We start from the raw sequence: 16,969 nt of genomic DNA on the forward strand, positions 1-16,969 counted from the left end.
ACGGCGAAGGCGCCGGGGCCGGAAAAACCGAAGGCCCGGCATGGCCGGGCCTTCTGAAGAGTGGCGCTCCCTAGGGGACTCGAACCCCTGTTCCAGCCTTGAGAGGGCCGTGTCCTAGGCCACTAGACGAAGGGAGCGCGGATGGCGAAGCAATGCAACGGGCGTTAGTATACCGGGCTTTACCGGTGTCGGGAAGCTGTTTCCCGCCTCGTTCCCCAAGCCGCCGCGCACGGACCCCGCGCCGCCTCGACCCAAATGGAAAAGCGCATCGCCACTTCACTGACTCCATTGATCGTGCCGCGCGCCGAGCACGGCATCTCCCGCAGGGACATCAGTCCCAACGCGCTGCGCGTGCTCTACAAGCTGCGCGAAAATGGCTTCCAGGGCTACTTGGTCGGCGGCGCCGTCCGCGACCTTCTGGTCGGCGGGCACCCCAAGGACTTCGACGTCGCCACCGACGCCACGCCGGAACAGGTGAAGTCGCTATTCCGCAACTGCCGATTGATCGGCCGCAGGTTCCGGCTTGCGCACGTGGTGTTCGGGCGCGAAATCATCGAGGTCGCCACCTTCCGCGCCAATATTGACGATGGCAGCGGCGGTCGCGAAACCGAGGACGGTGGCCGGCTGCTGCGCGACAACGTCTACGGCACCATCGAGGACGATGCGGTCCGCCGTGACTTCACTGCGAATGCGCTCTACTACGCCATCGAGGACTTCTCGGTGCGCGACTACTGCGGCGGCTACCAGGATTGCCTGGACCGCGTACTGCGCCTGATCGGCGACCCCGTCGAACGCTACCGCGAAGACCCGGTGCGCATGCTGCGCGCCGCCCGCCTGGCGGCCAAGCTTGGTTTCGCGATCGCGCCCGACGCCGCCGCGCCAATCCCGGAGCTGGCGCCGCTGCTGTCTGCGGCGCCGCCCGCGCGCTTGTTCGATGAATGCCTGAAGATGTTCATGGCCGGCCATGCCGAGTCCAGCTTCATGCTGCTGGAGAACCACGGCCTGCTTCCGGCGCTCTTCCCCGAAACCGCCGTGGCCATCGACACCAACCGCAGCGGCGCGCTGCGCAAGATGCTCCTTCAGGCGCTGCGCAACACCGACGAGCGCGTCGCCCAGGACAAGCCGGTGACGCCGGCCTTCCTGTTCGCCGCCCTGCTGTGGCCGGCCTACTGCCGCGAGCTGGCGGTGCTGCAGAAGGCGGGCGTCGACCCGCTGGTGGCCCAGCAGCGCGCGGCCGACCGCGTGACCCTGCATCAGGCCCAGCGCATCGCGCTGCCGCGCCGGTTCTCGCTGCCAATGCAGGAGATCTGGCTGCTGCAGCCGCGCTTTGCCCAGCGCGTGCGCAAGCGGGTATTCCGGCTGCTGTCGCATCCGCGCTTCCGCGCCGCGTTCGACTTCCTGGAACTGCGCGCCGACGCTGCGCCGGAGCTGGCGGCCGATGTCGCGTTCTGGCGCGAGGCCCAGGTCCAGGCCCCCGAGCAGCTGGCCGAGCGACTGGACCCCAAGTCCGCGCGTCGTGAGCGCGACCCTGCCGAACTGGCCCCGGATGCCGATGCCGAGGGCGACGCAGCGGGGCCCAAGAAGCGTCGTCGGCGCCGGCGCAAGCCGGCCGAGGGCGGCGGCGAGTGAGGCCTGACGACCCGATTCGCGCCTTCGTCGCCTTGGGCGGCAACGAGGGCGATGTCGAGACCACCCTGGTCGAGGCACTGTGGGCGGTGGACGCCTTGCCGCAAACCACCATCCAGCGACAGTCCGCCTTTTACCGTACGCCGGCCTGGGGCAAGACTGACCAGCCGCCCTTCCTCAATGCCGTGGTCGAGCTGCGTACGCGCATCACGGCGCCGGTGCTGCTCGCGTCGCTGCTTGAGATCGAGGCGCGCTTCGGCCGCGTGCGCAGTGAGGCCGAACGCTGGGGGCCGCGGACGATCGACCTCGACCTGCTGACCTATGGCGACGCGGTGATCGACGAGCCGGGCCTGACGCTGCCGCATCCGCACCTGCACGAGCGCGCCTTCGTACTGGTGCCGCTGGCCGAGATCGCCCCGGACTTGGTCATCCCGGGGCGGGGCGAGGTGGCGACGCTGCTCGCCGCGGTGGATGTCTCGGGTATCGAAGCGATACCTTAGGCTCAACTTCCCCCGGGCCAACGCCATGTATGCGAACGACCCCCATGCTCCCGCGCGGCCGCGCCTGACCGTGCCGGCGCTGCGCAAGATGAAGGCCGAAGGCCGGCGCATCGTCTCCATCACCGCCTACGACGCCAGCTTCGCCCGCAGCGTTGACGCTGCCGGCATCGACCTGGTGCTGGTGGGCGATTCACTGGGCATGGTTTGCCAGGGCCACGACAGCACGCTGCCGGTTAGCGTTGACGACATCGTTTACCACGTCGCCTGCGTCGCCCGCGGCCTGGCGACTGCCTTCCTGGTCGCCGATCTGCCGTTCCAGGCCGACGCGACCCCGGAGCGTGCACTTGATGCCGCCACCCGCTGCCTTCAGGTCGGTGCGCAGATGGTCAAACTCGAGGGCGCGGGCCCGAAGCTTCCGGTCATCCGCTTCCTGGCCGAGCGGGAAATCCCCGTCTGCGCCCACTTGGGCCTGACGCCGCAGTCGGTGCTGCGCCTGGGCGGCTATCGCGTCCAGGGCAAGGAAGCCTCGGCGGCGAAAAAGCTGCTGGCCGATGCGAAAGCCGTGGCCGAAGCAGGCGCGGACCTGCTGGTGCTCGAATGCGTGCCCTCGGCGTTGGCCGCCGAGATCACCGCCGCCGTGGCCATTCCCACCATCGGCATTGGTGCCGGCCCGTCCTGCGACGGCCAGATACTGGTGCTGCACGACCTGCTTGGCATGAACAGCGGCCACCGCCGCCCGCGCTTCGTAAAAGACTTCCTCGCCGCCGGTGGTTCGGTGCTGGGTGCCTTCCAGGCCTATGCCGAGGCCGTGCGCGACGGCAGCTTCCCCAGCGCCGAACACGGATACTGAGCCGATGCAAACCCACGCCACGCTGGCCGCGCTGCGCGCGCAGGTACGTCAATGGCGGCGCGAGGGCGCCAGCGTTGGCTTCGTGCCCACCATGGGCAACCTGCACGCCGGCCACCACGCGCTGGTGGCGCTGGCGCGCGAGCATGCCGACCGCACCGTATCGAGCATCTTCGTCAACCCTACGCAGTTCGGGCCGAACGAGGACTACGCGCGCTATCCGCGCACGCCAGACAGCGATATCGAGGGCCTGGCAGCTACCGGCTGCGACGCGCTGTTCCTGCCCTCGGTCGAGCAGATGTATCCGTACGGCACCATGGGCTGCGTGCAAATGCACGTGCCTGGCATCACCGACATTCTCTGCGGCGCGCACCGGCCCGGTCATTTCAACGGCGTGGCGCAGGTCGTGGCGCGGCTGCTGAACATGGTGCAGCCCGATCTGGCGGTGTTCGGACGCAAGGACTACCAGCAACTGCAGGTGATTCGCTACATGGTGCGGGAGATGAGTTTCCCGGTGGAGATCATCCCGGCGCCGACGCTGCGCGAGGCCGATGGCCTGGCCATGAGTTCGCGTAACCAATATCTGCAGGGTCAGGAACGGCAGACGGCGACCCGCATCCACCAGACCTTGTGCTTCATGCGCGACGCCGCGCGCCAGGGCCTTCCGATCAGCGGCATCGAGGACGAGGCGGTGACCCGGCTCGAAGCCGCCGGCTTCATCGTCGACTACGCCGAGGTGCGACGCGAGGATCTCACGCGCGCGAAATCACCCGACGAGCTAGGGCTGGTGGCCCTGATCGCGGCACGCTTGGGACGTACCCGGTTGATCGACAACCTCGAGTTCGACGGTGACTGAGCGGCGCCTGCTCGAGCCTTCGCACTGGCAGGCGCTGCAGCGCCAGGCCCAGCGCATCAGCGCGGCGCCGCTGCTGCCCGCCGACGCGGCGCGGGCGACTGAATTCGCGCTTCGGGTCGGCCCACTGTACGCCAGTTTCGCGCGCCAGCGGCTGGATGCAGAAGCCCGCGATGCGCTGTTCTCCCTGGCCCGCGACGCCGATCTGCCGGCTGCGTTCCGCGCGCTGGTGGAGGGCGAGCTGGTCAATAGTTCGGAGGCGCGCCCGGCCCTGCACACGGCCTTGCGCAGTGACCTGGGCCGATCCGACGCCGCACGCGAGGCGCGCGCCTTGGCGCTGGCGGCGCGCGAACGCATGGACGCGCTGCACGCCGCGCTGGAAGCCAGCGACGTCACCGACATCGTCAGTGTCGGCATCGGCGGTTCCGACCTGGGGCCGCGTCTCGCGGTGGACGCGCTTCGCGATTTCCACGCCGGTCGTTTCCGGGTCCACTTCCTCACCAATATCGACGGCAGCGCCGCCCAGCACCTGCTGCGCGGGCTGGACCCTGCGCGCACCGCCGGCATCCTGGTGTCGAAGAGTTTCGGCACCCAGGAAACCCTGCTCAATGGCGCGCTGTTGCGCGACTGGATGGGGGGCTCGCAGCGCTTGTTCGCCGTGAGCGCCAACATCGCCCGGGCCGAGGCCTTTGGCATCCCGCCCGAGCGCGTGCTGCCGATGTGGGATTGGGTGGGTGGTCGTTATTCGCTGTGGTCGGCGGTGGGTTTCGGGGTGCAGCTGGCGATTGGCCGCGAGCGCTTCGCCCAGCTGCTGGCCGGCGCCGCCATGCTCGACGAACACGTGTTGACGGCGCCGCCTGAGCACAACCTCGCGGTCTGGCACGCCCTGGTCGGCGTCTGGAACCGCAACGGGCTGGGCCTGTCCAGCAACGCCGTACTTCCCTATGACCAACGCTTGAGTCTGCTGCCGTCCTTCCTGCAGCAGTTGGTCATGGAAAGCTTGGGCAAATCGGTACGCCACGACGGCAGTCCGGTGCTGGCGGCAACGGTGCCGGTGCTGTTTGGCGGGGCTGGCACCAATGTCCAGCACAGCTTTTTCCAGGCGCTTCACCAGGGCACCGAAACGGTGCCGGCGGACTTCCTGGGCGTGGTGCGGCCTGCGCACCTGCACGGTCACCACCACGAGGTGCTGTTGGCCAACCTGCTGGCGCAGATCGAAGCGCTGGGCACCGGCTGGCCGTCTGACGATGCGCAGAAGGGCTATCCCGGCGGCCGGCCCTCGACCCTGCTGCTACTTGACGAGCTCAGTCCGCACTCGCTGGGTGCGCTGTTGGCGCTTTATGAGCACAGCGTCTACGTACAGTCGGTGCTCTGGGGCATCAACGCCTTCGACCAGTGGGGCGTGGAGCTGGGCAAGCGCATCGCGGGTGAATTGTTGCCGGCCTTGTCGGACGACGCGGTCCAGGCCGGGGACGCGATTACCCAGGGACTGCTGGGCGAGATCCGCGCGCGCCGCTGACCGGTTTCGGGTGCTGGGCCAGCGCCCAGGCCACGTGCTCACGCACCATGGGGTCGGGATCATCCCGGCGCGACGCCAGTGCCGCCATCACCGCCGGCGTGGTCGGGGCGTTGCCCAGCGCCACCGCGATGTTGCGAAGCCAGCCGGCGTGCCCGGTGCGGCGGATCGCCGAGCCCTCCGTGCGCTGCAGGAAGCTGGCTTCATCCCAGGCGAAGAGTTCGGCCAGGCCGGCCTCGTCCAGGCTGTGGCGCGGTTGGAAATCCGGCTGTTCGTGCCGCACCGCGAACTTGTTCCAGGGGCAGGCCAGCTGGCAGTCGTCGCAGCCGAAGATGCGGTTGCCCACCAGCGGCCGCAGTTCCTCCGGGATTGATTCCTTGAGCTCGATCGTCAGGTAGCTGATGCAGCGGCGTGCGTCCACGCGATAGGGCGCAATGATCGCGTCGGTCGGGCAAACGGTGATGCAGCGGCTGCAGGTGCCGCAGTGGGCGCTGGCGGGCGCGTCCACGGGCAGCGGCAGGTCGGTGAGGATTTCACCAAGGAAGAACCAGCTGCCGGCGTCGCGGTTGATCAGGCAGCTGTGTTTGCCGATCCAGCCCAGTCCGGCGTCGCGCGCCAGTGCGCGTTCGAGCACCGGCGCTGAATCCACAAATGCGCGGTAGCCGAAAGGCCCGATATCGGTAGCGATTCGATCGGCCAGTTTCTGCAGCCGATTGCGCATCACCTTGTGATAATCGCGACCCAGCGCGTAGCGGGCGACGTAGGCACGCGTGCCGTCGGCGATCGTGTCCCAGGCCGCGGCATCGTCGCCGGTGCCGTAGTCCATGCGCACCGACAGCACCCGCAGGGTACCCGGCACCAGCTCCGCCGGGCGGGCGCGCTTGTCGCCGTGGCGGGCCATGTATTCCATTCGGCCGTGCAGGCCCTCATCCAGCCAGCGCTGCAGGTGCGCGGCGTCCTCGCCCAAGGAAATCCCGGCGATGCCCAGCTGCTGGAAACCCAGTTCCTGGCTCCAGGTCTTGATTCGATCGGTGAGGGCGGCGAGGTCCGGCATCGCCGCAAGTATAGAATCTCCGCATGAGCGAACAGTTGCCGCTTTACCGGACGTCCCAGGTACGGGAGATGGACGCGCTGGCGTCCAGCGAGCTGGGCGTCCCGCCCTACGAGCTGATGTGCCGCGCGGGCGCCGCTGCGTGGCGGGTGGTGCAGCAGCGTTGGCCCCATGCCCGCACGCTGGGCGTGGCCTGTGGACCGGGCAACAACGGTGGCGATGGCTATGTCGTGGCGCGGATGGCGCAGGCGGCGGGGCTGCAGGTGCAGGTGGTGGCCCCGCCTGGCGCCGGCCCGCGCAGTGGCCAGGCCAGGCAGGCCTTGGCGGATTGGCGGGCTGCCGGCGGTCGCGTCGCGGTCTTCGACGGCATGCTGCCCGACGTCGAGGTCTGGGTGGACGCGCTGTTCGGCATTGGCCTGACCCGGCCGCCGGCGGACGCGGCGCAGGCCATGATCGAACGCATCAACGCGGCGCGGGTGCCGGTGCTGTCGCTGGATGTGCCGTCGGGGCTGGATGCCGATACCGGGCATGCCGCCGGCATCGCGGTTCGGGCGACCGTGACCTTGTGCTTCATCGCCGCCAAGCGCGGCCTGCACACGGGCATGGCCCGCGACTTCGACGGCGAGGTGCTGCTAGACCGCCTGGACCTCAAGATCGGCGCATTCGACGATTTCGCGCCGGCCGCTTTGCTGTGCCGGCCGGAAGGGCTGGCGCGCTGGCTGGCGCCGCGTCACGCCAATGCCCACAAGGGCGAGCATGGCCACGTGCTCTGCATCGGCGGCGAGGAGGGCATGGGCGGCGCGGTGCGGCTTTGTGCGGAAGGTGCGCTGCGCACCGGCGTCGGCCTGGCCAGCGTCGCGACCCGACGGTCCGGGGTCTCCGCGCTGGTGGCCGCCCGGCCGGAGGCGATGACGCATGCGGTGGAAGACGTCGATGCCCTGCGTCCGCTGCTGGCGCGCGCCTCGGTGCTGGCCGTGGGGCCGGGGCTGGGGCAGGGCGACTGGGGCAGGGCGCTGTTCGGCGAGGCGCTGGCGTCCGGCAAACCGCTGGTGCTCGACGCCGATGCCTTGAACCTGCTCGCCGCGGGGCCGGTAGAGGTGCCCCAGGCCATCATCACCCCGCATCCGGGCGAGGCGGCGCGGTTGCTGGGAACTGATAAAGGGGCTGTGCAGGCTGACCGCTTCGCCGCCGCCGAGGCCTTGGCTCAGCGCTATGGCTGCGCGGTGGTGCTCAAGGGTGCAGGTACCGTCGTGGCGGCGCCCGGCGAGACCGCTGCGGTGATCGACGCCGGCAATCCGGGCATGGCCACCGGCGGCATGGGCGATGTGCTCTCGGGCGTGATCGCGGCCTTGGTGGCCCAGGGATTGCCGCTGTACCAGGCCGCGGTGGCGGGCGCGCTGCTGCACTCGGCAGCGGCGGATGCGGCGGCGCGGGTCGGTGGCGAGCGCGGCCTGCTGCCTTCGGACCTGTTCCCGCACCTGCGACGGATGGCGAACCCCTGATGGGCCTTGATCGTTTCCTCGCCGATGCCGGCGCGACCGAGACCCTGGGCGCCGAACTGGCGGCTACCCGGCCGGTGCGCGCGGTGGTGTTCCTGGAGGGTGACCTGGGCGCCGGAAAGTCAACCCTGGCCCGGGCCCTGCTGCGCGCCCTGGGCGTGCAGGGCGCGATCCGAAGCCCCACCTATACCCTGGTCGAACGCTATCCGGTGCCGGGCGGGGAGGCTGCGCACCTTGACCTGTACCGGCTGGCCGGCGCCGCCGAGCTGGACTTCCTGGGCCTGGACGAGCTGTCCGCGGAAGCCGGCCTGTGGCTGGTGGAGTGGCCCGAGCGCGGTCTGGGCGGGCTGCCGCCGCCGGACCTGCGCCTGCAGCTGGCGGTGGACGGCGCGGGACGCCGACTGCACGGGGTCGCCGAGAGCCCCGAGGGCAAGGCCTGGTTGGCAAGACTGCCGTCCTGACGGCGTCTCCGGGCGTCTTCTGACCAGATTTGCAGGAAGGTGCGGCAGGCCCCGGATTTAAAAAGGATTTTCTTGCTATTCCCGCGGGACGGTGGTTGAATCCTGCTCATGCGTCGCATTCCCGCCCTTGCCCTCTTTGTCCCGGCCCTGCTCGGCCTGGCCGCGTTTAGCGCGCAGGCAGCGAGGGTGGACGGCATGAAAGTCGTCGAGGACGAGGCCGGCACGCATGCCGTGGTCGACCTCACCGGCGCCGTGGACTACAAGGTGTTTACGCTCGCCAACCCCGATCGCCTGGTGCTCGACCTGTCGGGCACGACGCTTGGCGCTGGCTATCGGCCGCCGGCGCCCAATGGCGTGGTGGCGGGCGTTCGTACCGGCCAGCCGGCTGAAGGCGACCTGCGGGTAGTGCTGGACCTGGCCCGCGCCGTCAAGCCGCGCACCCGCATCGAGCATGTCGGAAGCGGCTCGCGCCTGGTGCTCGACCTGCGCGACGAAGGCGACACCGTCGCCGGCAGGCCGGCGCCCGCGCGCACGCTGCAGGACGTCATCGGCACCGGCGACCGCAAGCTGGTGATCGCGATTGATGCCGGGCACGGCGGCAAGGATCCGGGCGCCATCGGGCCGACCCGCAAGTACGAAAAAGACATCACCCTGGCGATGGCGCGCGAGCTCGCCGCCAAGATTGATGCCGACCCCGGCATGCGTGCGTTCCTGGTGCGCGATCGCGACGTGTTCATTCCCCTCGACCAGCGCTACATGATCGCCCGCGAAGCGCAGGCGGACCTGTTTATCTCCATTCACGCCGACGCGGCCCACAACAAGTCGGCCAGCGGCGCCTCGGTCTATGTGTTGTCCCTGCGTGGCGCCTCGTCCGAGGCCGCGCGCTGGCTGGCCGACCAGGAAAACGCGGCCGACCTGGTCGGTGGCGTTGAACTCGATGCCCGCGACAAGAATCTCGCGGCGGTGCTGCTCGATCTCTCGCAGAACGCCACCATGCGCGTCTCCGACGACGTCGCCAGCCAGGTATTGTCCTCGCTCAAGGCCTTCGGCAAGACCCACAAGCCGCAGATCGAGCGCGCCAATTTCGTGGTGCTGCGTTCGCCCGACGTGCCCTCGATGCTGGTTGAAACCGGCTTCATCTCCAATCCGGGCGAAGAAACCAAGCTCAGCGACCCCGCCTACCGCAAGCGCATGGCTGATGCCATCCACAGCGGCGTGCGCACCTACTTCGCCGACCAGGCGCCCCCCGGCACCTGGTATGCGGCGCGTCAGGGCCAGTTCGGCGGCAACCGCCAGCACGTGGTCAGCCGCGGCGAGACCCTTAGCCTGATCGCGGCCCGGCACGGGGTGCCGATGAGTAGCATCCGCGCCGCCAACCGGCTCAGCGGCGACACCGTCCGCATCGGCGAGCGCCTGACTATTCCGGTGCCGCCCACCCTGGCCTCGGCGCCCGAGTAAGGCGCGCCGCCGCTGGTATCATCGAGCCTCGTTTCCTTGAGGCCCGCCGTGCCGATCCAGCAGCTCCCCGATACCCTCGTCAATCAGATCGCCGCCGGTGAAGTCGTCGAGCGTCCGGCCTCCGTGGTCAAGGAACTGGTCGAGAACGCGCTCGACGCCGGCGCGCTCCGGGTAGATGTTGACCTCGAGGAAGGCGGCATTCGCCTGATCCGGATCCGCGACGACGGCGGCGGCATTCCTGCGGACGAGCTGGCGCTGGCGATCTCGCGTCACGCCACCAGCAAGATCAGCTCGCTCGACGACCTCGAAGAAGTGGCTACGCTTGGCTTCCGCGGCGAGGCGCTGCCTTCGATCGCCTCGGTCAGTCGGTTCGCGATCAGCTCCCGGACGGCGGCCCAGGCGCACGGGCTGCGGCTGGAGGTGGATGGCGGAAAGTTCGCGCCGCCGCAGCCACATCCGCATTCGACCGGCACCACGGTGGAAGTGCGCGACCTGTTCTTCAATGTGCCGGCCCGCCGCAAGTTCCTGCGCGCCGAGCGCACGGAGCTGGGGCATATCGAGGAGTGGCTGCGTTCCCTGGCCCTGGCGCGACCGCAGGTGGAACTGCGGATTAGCCACAACGGTCGCCTTTCGCGCCACTACAAGCCGGCGCGCGACGCCGGTGACCACGTCCGGCGCGTTGCCGAGGCGTTGGGCGAGGACTTCACTGCGCAGTGTCTGCAGGTTGAACATGCCGGCGCCGGTCTGCGCTTGTGGGGCTGGGTCGGGCTGCCGACCGCCGCGCGCTCGAGCGCCGACCAGCAGTATTTCTACGTGAACGGCCGCGCGGTCCGCGATCGCACGGTGGCACACGCCGTTCGCCAGGCCTACGCCGACGTACTTTTCCACGGCCGCTATCCGGCCTTCGTGCTGTTCCTGGAGTGTGATCCGCGCCAGGTGGACGTCAACGTGCATCCGGCCAAGCACGAAGTACGCTTCCGCGAGCAGCGCCTGGTGCACGAGTTCATCTACCGCACGCTGCACGAGGCGCTGGCGTCCACGCGCGCGGGCCTGGCCAGCGCGACCGGCGAAGCGATGGCGGTGCCCGGCCTCGGGATGGGCTGGCAGCCGCCGGCGCAGGGCGGCCTGGGCTTGCCGGTGCGCGACACACTGGCGGGCTATTCAGCGCTCTACGGTGCCTCTGGCGGTGGCGCGAGCCAGGGCTCGCCGATGCCGGCCGCGAACGAGGCCGAGGCGCCGCCGCTCGGCTATGCCTTGGCGCAGCTGCACGGCGTGTTCGTGCTGGCCGAGAACGAATACGGCCTGGTGCTGGTGGATATGCACGCGGCGCACGAACGCATCACCTACGAGCGGCTCAAGTCCGCGCGGGACGGCGAAGGCATCCGTTCCCAGCCGCTGCTGGTGCCGCTGTCGCTGGCGGTGTCCGAGCGCGAGGCGGACATCGCCGAACAGCACGCCGACACGTTGGCCGGCTACGGCTTCGAACTTCGCCGCGCCGGGCCGCAGTCGCTCAGCGTGCGCAGCGTGCCCACCTTGTTGGCCGACCTGGACCCCAAGGCGCTGGTGCTGGACGTGCTGTCGGACCTGCGCGAGCACGGCAGCAGCCGCAAGCTCGAGGAGGCGCGCAATGAACTTCTGTCGACGCTGGCCTGTCATACCTCGGTTCGTGCGAACCGGCGTCTGACCCTTCCGGAAATGAATGCGCTACTGCGTGACATGGAATCCACGGAACGCAGTGGACAGTGCAACCACGGCCGCCCGACCTGGGTGCAGCTGAGTAAATCCGAACTCGACCGTTTATTCCTGAGGGGGCGCTGATGAAGCTGCGAACGATGCTGTGGGTCGGAGGGCTGGCGATGCTGGCCGGCTGCGGGGGTGGCGCCGACGAGGCGACCGAGTCGCGCAACGAGGAGCGCGCGGCCCGGGCTGAGAAGCTGGCCTACGAAGGCGAGATCCTGGCCTGGCGCGACCAACGTCTTGCCGCGCTCAAGCGCCCCGACGGTTGGCTGTCGCTGGTCGGCCTGCACTGGCTTACGGCGGGCTCCACCTACGTGGGCTCGGCCTCGGACAACGGCACCCGGCTCGCCGTGGGACCCAAGCAGTTGGGCATGCTGACGCTGCGCCGTGACGGCGTCGCCACGCTCAAGCTCCATCCCGGCGCCGAGGCCGAGGTGCTGATTGACGGCGTTGCCCCTGAGGCCGTGGCCCTGGTGTCGTTGGCGTCGGATGTGCCGGGCCCGGCCACCACGGTGGCCTTCAACAAGGGCGATGCCAGTTTCGTGCTGATCAAGCGCGCCGACCGCTATGGCCTGCGCGTGCGCAACGCGTTCGCCCCCACCCGCACGCGCTTCCCCGGTTTGGCTTACTTCGACATCAATCCGGACATGCGCATCGTCGCCCGCTTCGAGGCACATCCGCCCGGCCAGACGGTCGAGATCATCAACGTCCTGGGCATGATCGAGCCCATGGCCAATCCCGGCACGCTGAGCTTTGAGAAGGACGGCAAGTCGTTCCGGATGGAAGCGGTGGACGAAGGCGATGGCCGATTGTTCTTCGCCTTCGCCGACCGCACCAGCGGCCACGAGACCTATGCGGCTTCGCGCATGGTCTACGCCGATCCGGCGGGGGCTGACGGCACCACCGTGCTGGACTTCAACAAGGCCTACAATCCGCCCTGCGCCTTCACCCCCTACTCGACCTGCCCGATGCCATTGCCGGAGAACCGCCTGGATCTGCGCGTCGAAGCCGGCGAATTGAAGCCGCTGCCCTTCCCCGAATAAGCCCGACCCAGACAGAGCCCGTACCGCCATGCCGATCCGTTTCCTCGCCGTCCTTTTGCTGGCCGCAGTCGCCGGCTGTGCCTTCGCCGAACCGCCCAAGCCGCTGCTTTGGAAAGTCAGCGACGACGACAACGTCGTCTATCTGCTCGGCTCCTTCCACTTGCTCAAGGCCGGCGACTATCCGCTTTCGCCCAAAGCCTACGCCGCGCTCGAGGATGCCGAGCGGGTGGTGTTCGAACTGTCGCCCCAAGAGATGAATGATCCGGCGTCGGGGCAGAAAATGGCGCTGGCGGCCCAGCGTTCGGACGGCCAGACCCTTCAATCGGCGCTGCCCGCCGAGACCTGGGCGCAGTTGGTCGAATACGCCGGGCGCCGCGGCATGGCGCTCGACGGCTTCCAGAGCCTCGACACATGGTTCATCGGTTTGGTGATCGCCATCACCGAAATGCAGGCTGCCGGGCTGGACGCTTCCTTGGGCCTGGACAAACACTTCGCTGAGCGCGCGGTGGCCGACGGGAAGGCGGTGGGTGCGCTGGAAACGGCCGACCAGCAGTTCGCCATGTTCGACAGTCTCAGCCCGACGGAACAGCTGCAGTCGCTGCGTGATTCGCTCGACGACATCGGCGCCCTTGAGCAGGACATCAACCGCATGCATGCGCTGTGGCGCGCGGGCGATGCCGACGGTCTGTACGCGATGTCCGGTGGCGAGATGAAGCGCGACTACCCGGAGCTCTACGAGCGAATGAACGTCGCCCGCAACCGCGCCTGGCTGCCCCGCATCCGCGCCATGCTTGATAGCGAAACCAGCGACGACACCCTCGTCGTGGTGGGTGCGATGCATTTGCTGGGCGAGGATGGCGTGGTGAGCATGCTGCGCGACGCCGGCTACACCGTCGAACGCCTCTGAGGCGTTTTTAATTCAGGCCGGCCGGGGCCAGCGGAATTCGCCGGGCCGCGGTGTCGGCGGCACCAGCTCGATGCAGTCGACCGGGCAGGGCGGCAGGCAAAGCTCGCAGCCGGTGCATAGCTCGGCGATGACGGTGTGCATGCGCTTGGGCGCCCCGACGATGGCATCCACCGGGCAGGCCAGGATGCACTTGGTGCAGCCGATGCAGTCGGCCTCGATCACCCGAGCCAACAGCGGCGGCTTCGTGCTTCCGAACGCCGGGTTGATCGCTTTGGGCTCTCGGCCCAACAGCTCGGCGAGCGCCCGCACGCCGGCCTCGCCACCCGGCGGGCACTGGTTGATGTCGGCCTCGCCCGAGGCGATGGCGCGCGCGTAAGGCCGGCAGCCGGGGAAACCGCACTGGCCGCATTGGGTCTGCGGCAGCAGTGAGTCGATGCGCTCGACCATGGGGTCGCCCTGCACCCGGAACCGCACCGCGGCCCAGCCCAGCACCGCGCCGAGCGCCGCCGCCAGCGCCACGACCACCAGCCAGGTCGCCATCATCTCAAGCCGGCACCAGGCCGGAGAAGCCCATGAAGGCCAAGGACATCAGGCCAGCCGTCGTCAGCGCGATCGGCGCGCCGCGCCAGGCGGCAGGCACGTCCGCCGCCTCCAGCCGTTCGCGCATGGCCGAGAACAGCACCAGCACCAGGCCGAAACCCAGCGCCGCGCCGAAACCGTACAGCACGGACTCCAGCAGCGTATGCCGCGCCTGGACGTTGAGCAGCGCCACACCCAGCACCGCGCAGTTGGTCGTGATCAGCGGCAGGTAGAGGCCCAGCACGCGGTACAGGCGCGGGCTCTGCCGGTTCATCACGATCTCGGTGAACTGCACCACGGCGGCGATCACCAGGATGAAGCCGAGCGTGCGCAGGTACTCCAGCCCCAGCGGCAGCAGGATCCAGTGATGGACCACCCAGGCCAGCGCCGCCGAGAGCGTAAGCACGAAGCCGGTGGCCAGGGCCATGCCGTAGGCGGCGTCGAGCCGGCGCGAGACGCCCATGAACGGGCACAGCCCCAGGAACTTCACGAGGACGAAGTTGTTGACGAAGACCGCGCCGACCATCAGCAGGGCGATGTCTTCCATCGCGCGGCTAACGGACCGGCATGCCGGGCGCGGCCGCGGCGTCGGCGTCGAGCAGGGCGAGCGCACCACCGTCGAAGCCGGCGGACAGGATCATGCCTTCGCTCATGCCAAACCGCATCTTGCGCGGCGCCAGGTTGGCTATGAAGACCACCGAGCGGCCTACCAGCTGGTCGGGCTCAGCGTAGCTGGCACGGATGCCCGAGAAAATCTGGCGCTGGCCAAGCTCACCGGCGTCGAGCAAGAAGCGCAGCAGCTTGTCCGAGCCCTCGACGAAGCCGCACTCAAGCACCTTGCCGATGCGCAGGTCGAGCTTGGCAAAGTCCTCGATGCCAATCGTCGCCGCCCCAGCCGCCACGACCCCTGTAGGAGGGCCTTCAGGCCCGAAGCTCTTCGCCAGAATCTTCGGGCCTGAAGGCCCTCCTACAGGCCCTCCTTCAGGCGCGGTGGCGGGCTTGAGGTCTTCCTTGCTGGCTTCGGTCATGGCTTCGATCTGCTTGGGGTCGATACGGGTCATCAGGGCCTGGAACGGAGCGATGGCGTGGGCGGTGAGTGGCGCCGCGATATCTTCCCAGCGCGTCACCGGCGCCTGCAGGAAGGATTCGGCGCGAGCCACGGTGGCGGGCAGCACCGGCTTGAGCGCCGCCGCCAACAGGCGGAACAGGTTCAGGCCCTGCGAGCACACCGCCTGGAGCTCGGCGTCGGCGCCCTCTTGCTTGGCGATCACCCAGGGCTTGCGCTCGTCGATGTAGCGATTGGCTTCGTCAGCCAACGCCATCACCTGGCGCATCGCCTGGCCATACTCGTCACGGGCATAGCTGGCGGCGACCTCGCGCACGCCCTCGACGAAGCGCGCATACATCGCCGGGTCGGGCAGCTGCTCGGCAAGGCGGCCGTCGAAGCGCTTTGAGATGAAGCCGGCGCAGCGGCTGGCGATGTTGACGAACTTGCCGACCAGGTCGGCGTTCACCCGCGCCACGAAATCGTCAAGGTTGAGGTCGAGGTCGACCACGCCGGCGCCGGTCTTGACCGCGAAGTAGTAGCGCAGGTGCTCGGGATTGAGTCCGCTGTCGAGGTAGGTACGCGCCTGCACGAAGGTGCCGCGCGACTTGCTCATCTTGGCGCCGTTGACGGTGAGGTAGCCGTTGACGTGCAGCGCGGTCGGCGTGCGCAGGCCGGCCCCGTGCAGCATCGCCGGCCAGAACAGACCGTGGAAGTTGATGATGTCCTTGCCGAGGAAATGATGCATCTCGGTCTCGCCAGCGGCATTATGCGCGGCGTCGGTGAAGGTGTCGAAGTCGGCGCCACCCCGGTCGCAGTAGGCCTTGAAGCTGGCCAGGTAGCCGATGGGAGCATCCAGCCACACGTAGAAGAATTTGCCGGGTGCGTCCGGAATGGGGAAGCCGAAGTAGGGCGCGTCGCGGCTGATGTCCCAGTCGCGCAGACCGTCCTCGAGCCACTCGCCCAGCTTGGCTTTCACCGAGGAATGGGCGACGTCGCCCGCCATCCACTCGCGGAGGAAGACCTCGAATTTTCCGAGTTCGAAGAAGTAGTGCTCCGAGTCGCGCAGCTCGGGTACGGCGCCGGAAACCACCGAGCGCGGGTTCTTGAGCTCGGTTGGCGAATAGGCTTTGCCGCAGGCCTCGCAGTTGTCGCCGTACTGGTCGGCGGTGCCGCAGTTCGGGCACTCGCCCTTGATATAGCGGTCGGGAAGGAACATCTGCCGTTCGGGATCGAACAGCTGCTGGATCGAGCGCCGGGCGATCGCCTTCGGGCCGTGGCTGCCGTCGCGCAGGCGGAGGTAGATGAGGCTGGCCAGCTCGCGATTCTCGTCCGAATGGGTCGAGTGATAGTGGTCGAAATGGACACCGAAGTCGGCGAAGTCAGTCTCGTGGCTGGCCTGCATGCCGCGGATGAAGTCCTCGGGGCTGGTGCCGGCCTTTTCGGCCGCCAGCATGATCGGGGTGCCGTGGGCGTCATCGGCGCAGACGAAGTGGACGGTACCTCCGGCCATCCGTCGTGCCCGTACCCAGATGTCGGCCTGCACGTAGCCCACCAGATGGCCAAGGTGCAGATGGCCGTTGGCGTAGGGCAGGGCGGTGGTGACGAACGCGGGCGCGGGCATGGGCGGGCAACGGAAGCAGGACAGGCCGCTGATTATCCTAGGTCTGCGCCTCCGGCGGTAGCTTGTGCCTTGTCGCGAAGCCGGACCAAAAAAAAGGGCTATTAGGATTCCAGTGTTGAATCGACTGGCCAGCCCTGAGATGGGTTTGGGTCGGATCCAGTGTTGGCGCGGTGGATTCCGCGAAAAGGCGATCCGTGCTGCCCGTGTGGATTTTTCTTCCGCC

The 16,969-nt window shown here is 68.6% G+C and carries 15 protein-coding genes and 1 tRNA gene; 11 read left to right on the forward strand and 5 right to left on the reverse strand.

Translation table 11 applies throughout. The features are described from left to right. Positions 1-61: 61 nt before the first annotated feature. A tRNA-Glu gene (locus tag ACYVGY_RS12575) sits at positions 62-137 on the reverse strand. A 118-nt stretch (positions 138-255) separates the two neighbouring features. Here ACYVGY_RS12575 and pcnB point away from each other — a divergent pair. The 5 genes from pcnB to pgi are packed head-to-tail and all read left to right on the forward strand — an operon-like array spanning position 256 to position 5,345. Then, positions 256-1,629 carry a polynucleotide adenylyltransferase PcnB gene (gene pcnB, locus ACYVGY_RS12580; RefSeq protein WP_460457836.1) on the forward strand — a complete coding sequence of 458 codons (1,374 nt, stop codon included), beginning with the start codon at positions 256-258 and terminating at the stop codon, positions 1,627-1,629. Next, positions 1,626-2,126 (forward strand): 2-amino-4-hydroxy-6-hydroxymethyldihydropteridine diphosphokinase, encoded by a 501-nt coding sequence (gene folK / locus ACYVGY_RS12585; protein WP_460457837.1) that lies wholly within the window; start codon positions 1,626-1,628, stop codon positions 2,124-2,126. The genes pcnB and folK overlap by 4 nt, the downstream gene beginning before the upstream one ends. Before the next feature lie 25 nt (positions 2,127-2,151). Beyond that, positions 2,152-2,976, forward strand: a complete 825-nt coding sequence (gene panB / locus ACYVGY_RS12590; RefSeq protein WP_460457838.1) for a 3-methyl-2-oxobutanoate hydroxymethyltransferase — start codon at positions 2,152-2,154, stop codon at positions 2,974-2,976. 4 nt (positions 2,977-2,980) lie between these two features. After that, positions 2,981-3,829: a pantoate--beta-alanine ligase gene (gene panC, locus ACYVGY_RS12595; protein ID WP_460457839.1), complete on the forward strand. Its 849-nt coding sequence runs from the start codon at positions 2,981-2,983 to the stop codon at positions 3,827-3,829. Between the two features lie 7 nt (positions 3,830-3,836). Further along, positions 3,837-5,345 carry a glucose-6-phosphate isomerase gene (pgi, locus tag ACYVGY_RS12600; RefSeq protein ID WP_460457857.1) on the forward strand — a complete coding sequence of 503 codons (1,509 nt, stop codon included), beginning with the start codon at positions 3,837-3,839 and terminating at the stop codon, positions 5,343-5,345. Here pgi and queG read toward each other — a convergent pair. Next, entirely contained in the window at positions 5,305-6,396 is a 1,092-nt protein-coding gene (gene queG / locus ACYVGY_RS12605; protein WP_460457840.1) for a tRNA epoxyqueuosine(34) reductase QueG, read from the reverse strand. The genes pgi and queG overlap by 41 nt on opposite strands. A 23-nt stretch (positions 6,397-6,419) precedes the next feature. Between queG and ACYVGY_RS12610 the strand changes: the two genes are divergently transcribed. The 6 genes from ACYVGY_RS12610 to ACYVGY_RS12635 all read left to right on the forward strand — a co-directional run bounded on the left by ACYVGY_RS12610 (position 6,420) and on the right by ACYVGY_RS12635 (position 13,498). Beyond that, complete coding sequence (locus ACYVGY_RS12610; RefSeq protein WP_460457841.1) at positions 6,420-7,895, forward strand: NAD(P)H-hydrate dehydratase; 1,476 nt, start codon at positions 6,420-6,422, stop codon at positions 7,893-7,895. Further along, positions 7,895-8,353 (forward strand): tRNA (adenosine(37)-N6)-threonylcarbamoyltransferase complex ATPase subunit type 1 TsaE, encoded by a 459-nt coding sequence (gene tsaE / locus ACYVGY_RS12615; protein WP_460457842.1) that lies wholly within the window; start codon positions 7,895-7,897, stop codon positions 8,351-8,353. The genes ACYVGY_RS12610 and tsaE overlap by 1 nt, the downstream gene beginning before the upstream one ends. Before the next feature lie 108 nt (positions 8,354-8,461). Next, positions 8,462-9,811 (forward strand): N-acetylmuramoyl-L-alanine amidase, encoded by a 1,350-nt coding sequence (locus ACYVGY_RS12620; protein ID WP_460457843.1) that lies wholly within the window; start codon positions 8,462-8,464, stop codon positions 9,809-9,811. A 48-nt stretch (positions 9,812-9,859) separates the two neighbouring features. Further along, complete coding sequence (gene mutL / locus ACYVGY_RS12625; RefSeq protein ID WP_460457844.1) at positions 9,860-11,629, forward strand: DNA mismatch repair endonuclease MutL; 1,770 nt, start codon at positions 9,860-9,862, stop codon at positions 11,627-11,629. Next, a complete protein-coding gene (locus ACYVGY_RS12630; RefSeq protein WP_460457845.1) occupies positions 11,629-12,591 on the forward strand; it encodes a DUF1684 domain-containing protein in 963 nt (320 codons plus the stop codon). The genes mutL and ACYVGY_RS12630 overlap by 1 nt, the downstream gene beginning before the upstream one ends. Positions 12,592-12,619: 28 nt before the next feature. Beyond that, on the forward strand, positions 12,620-13,498 hold the full coding sequence (locus ACYVGY_RS12635) for a TraB/GumN family protein (RefSeq protein WP_460457846.1): 879 nt from the start codon (positions 12,620-12,622) through the stop codon (positions 13,496-13,498). Between the two features lie 12 nt (positions 13,499-13,510). On the opposite strand, the gene rsxB is transcribed toward ACYVGY_RS12635, so the two are convergent. From rsxB to metG, 3 genes are read right to left on the reverse strand one after another with little or no spacing between them, the layout of a single operon-like run. Next, entirely contained in the window at positions 13,511-14,038 is a 528-nt protein-coding gene (gene rsxB, locus ACYVGY_RS12640) for an electron transport complex subunit RsxB (protein WP_460457847.1), read from the reverse strand. A 4-nt stretch (positions 14,039-14,042) separates the two neighbouring features. Next, the gene (rsxA, locus tag ACYVGY_RS12645; RefSeq protein WP_460457848.1) at positions 14,043-14,624 is read right to left on the reverse strand and encodes an electron transport complex subunit RsxA; all 582 of its coding nucleotides are present in this window, start codon (positions 14,622-14,624) and stop codon (positions 14,043-14,045) included. A gap of 7 nt (positions 14,625-14,631) precedes the next feature. Then, positions 14,632-16,746 (reverse strand): methionine--tRNA ligase, encoded by a 2,115-nt coding sequence (gene metG / locus ACYVGY_RS12650; RefSeq protein ID WP_460457849.1) that lies wholly within the window; start codon positions 16,744-16,746, stop codon positions 14,632-14,634. Positions 16,747-16,969: the final 223 nt, after the last annotated feature.

Source organism: Arenimonas alkanexedens, from assembly GCF_054781355.1.

Coding starts and splice junctions, on each gene's coding strand:
- panB (WP_460457838.1), top strand. CDS start 2,152: ATGTATGCGAACGACCCCCATGCTCCCGCGCGGCCGCGCCTGACCGTG.
- panC (WP_460457839.1), top strand. CDS start 2,981: ATGCAAACCCACGCCACGCTGGCCGCGCTGCGCGCGCAGGTACGTCAA.
- ACYVGY_RS12610 (WP_460457841.1), top strand. CDS start 6,420: ATGAGCGAACAGTTGCCGCTTTACCGGACGTCCCAGGTACGGGAGATG.
- metG (WP_460457849.1), bottom strand. CDS start 16,746: ATGCCCGCGCCCGCGTTCGTCACCACCGCCCTGCCCTACGCCAACGGC.
- queG (WP_460457840.1), bottom strand. CDS start 6,396: ATGCCGGACCTCGCCGCCCTCACCGATCGAATCAAGACCTGGAGCCAG.
- ACYVGY_RS12630 (WP_460457845.1), top strand. CDS start 11,629: ATGAAGCTGCGAACGATGCTGTGGGTCGGAGGGCTGGCGATGCTGGCC.
- ACYVGY_RS12620 (WP_460457843.1), top strand. CDS start 8,462: ATGCGTCGCATTCCCGCCCTTGCCCTCTTTGTCCCGGCCCTGCTCGGC.
- rsxA (WP_460457848.1), bottom strand. CDS start 14,624: ATGGAAGACATCGCCCTGCTGATGGTCGGCGCGGTCTTCGTCAACAAC.
- pcnB (WP_460457836.1), top strand. CDS start 256: ATGGAAAAGCGCATCGCCACTTCACTGACTCCATTGATCGTGCCGCGC.
- ACYVGY_RS12635 (WP_460457846.1), top strand. CDS start 12,620: ATGCCGATCCGTTTCCTCGCCGTCCTTTTGCTGGCCGCAGTCGCCGGC.
- tsaE (WP_460457842.1), top strand. CDS start 7,895: ATGGGCCTTGATCGTTTCCTCGCCGATGCCGGCGCGACCGAGACCCTG.
- rsxB (WP_460457847.1), bottom strand. CDS start 14,038: ATGGCGACCTGGCTGGTGGTCGTGGCGCTGGCGGCGGCGCTCGGCGCG.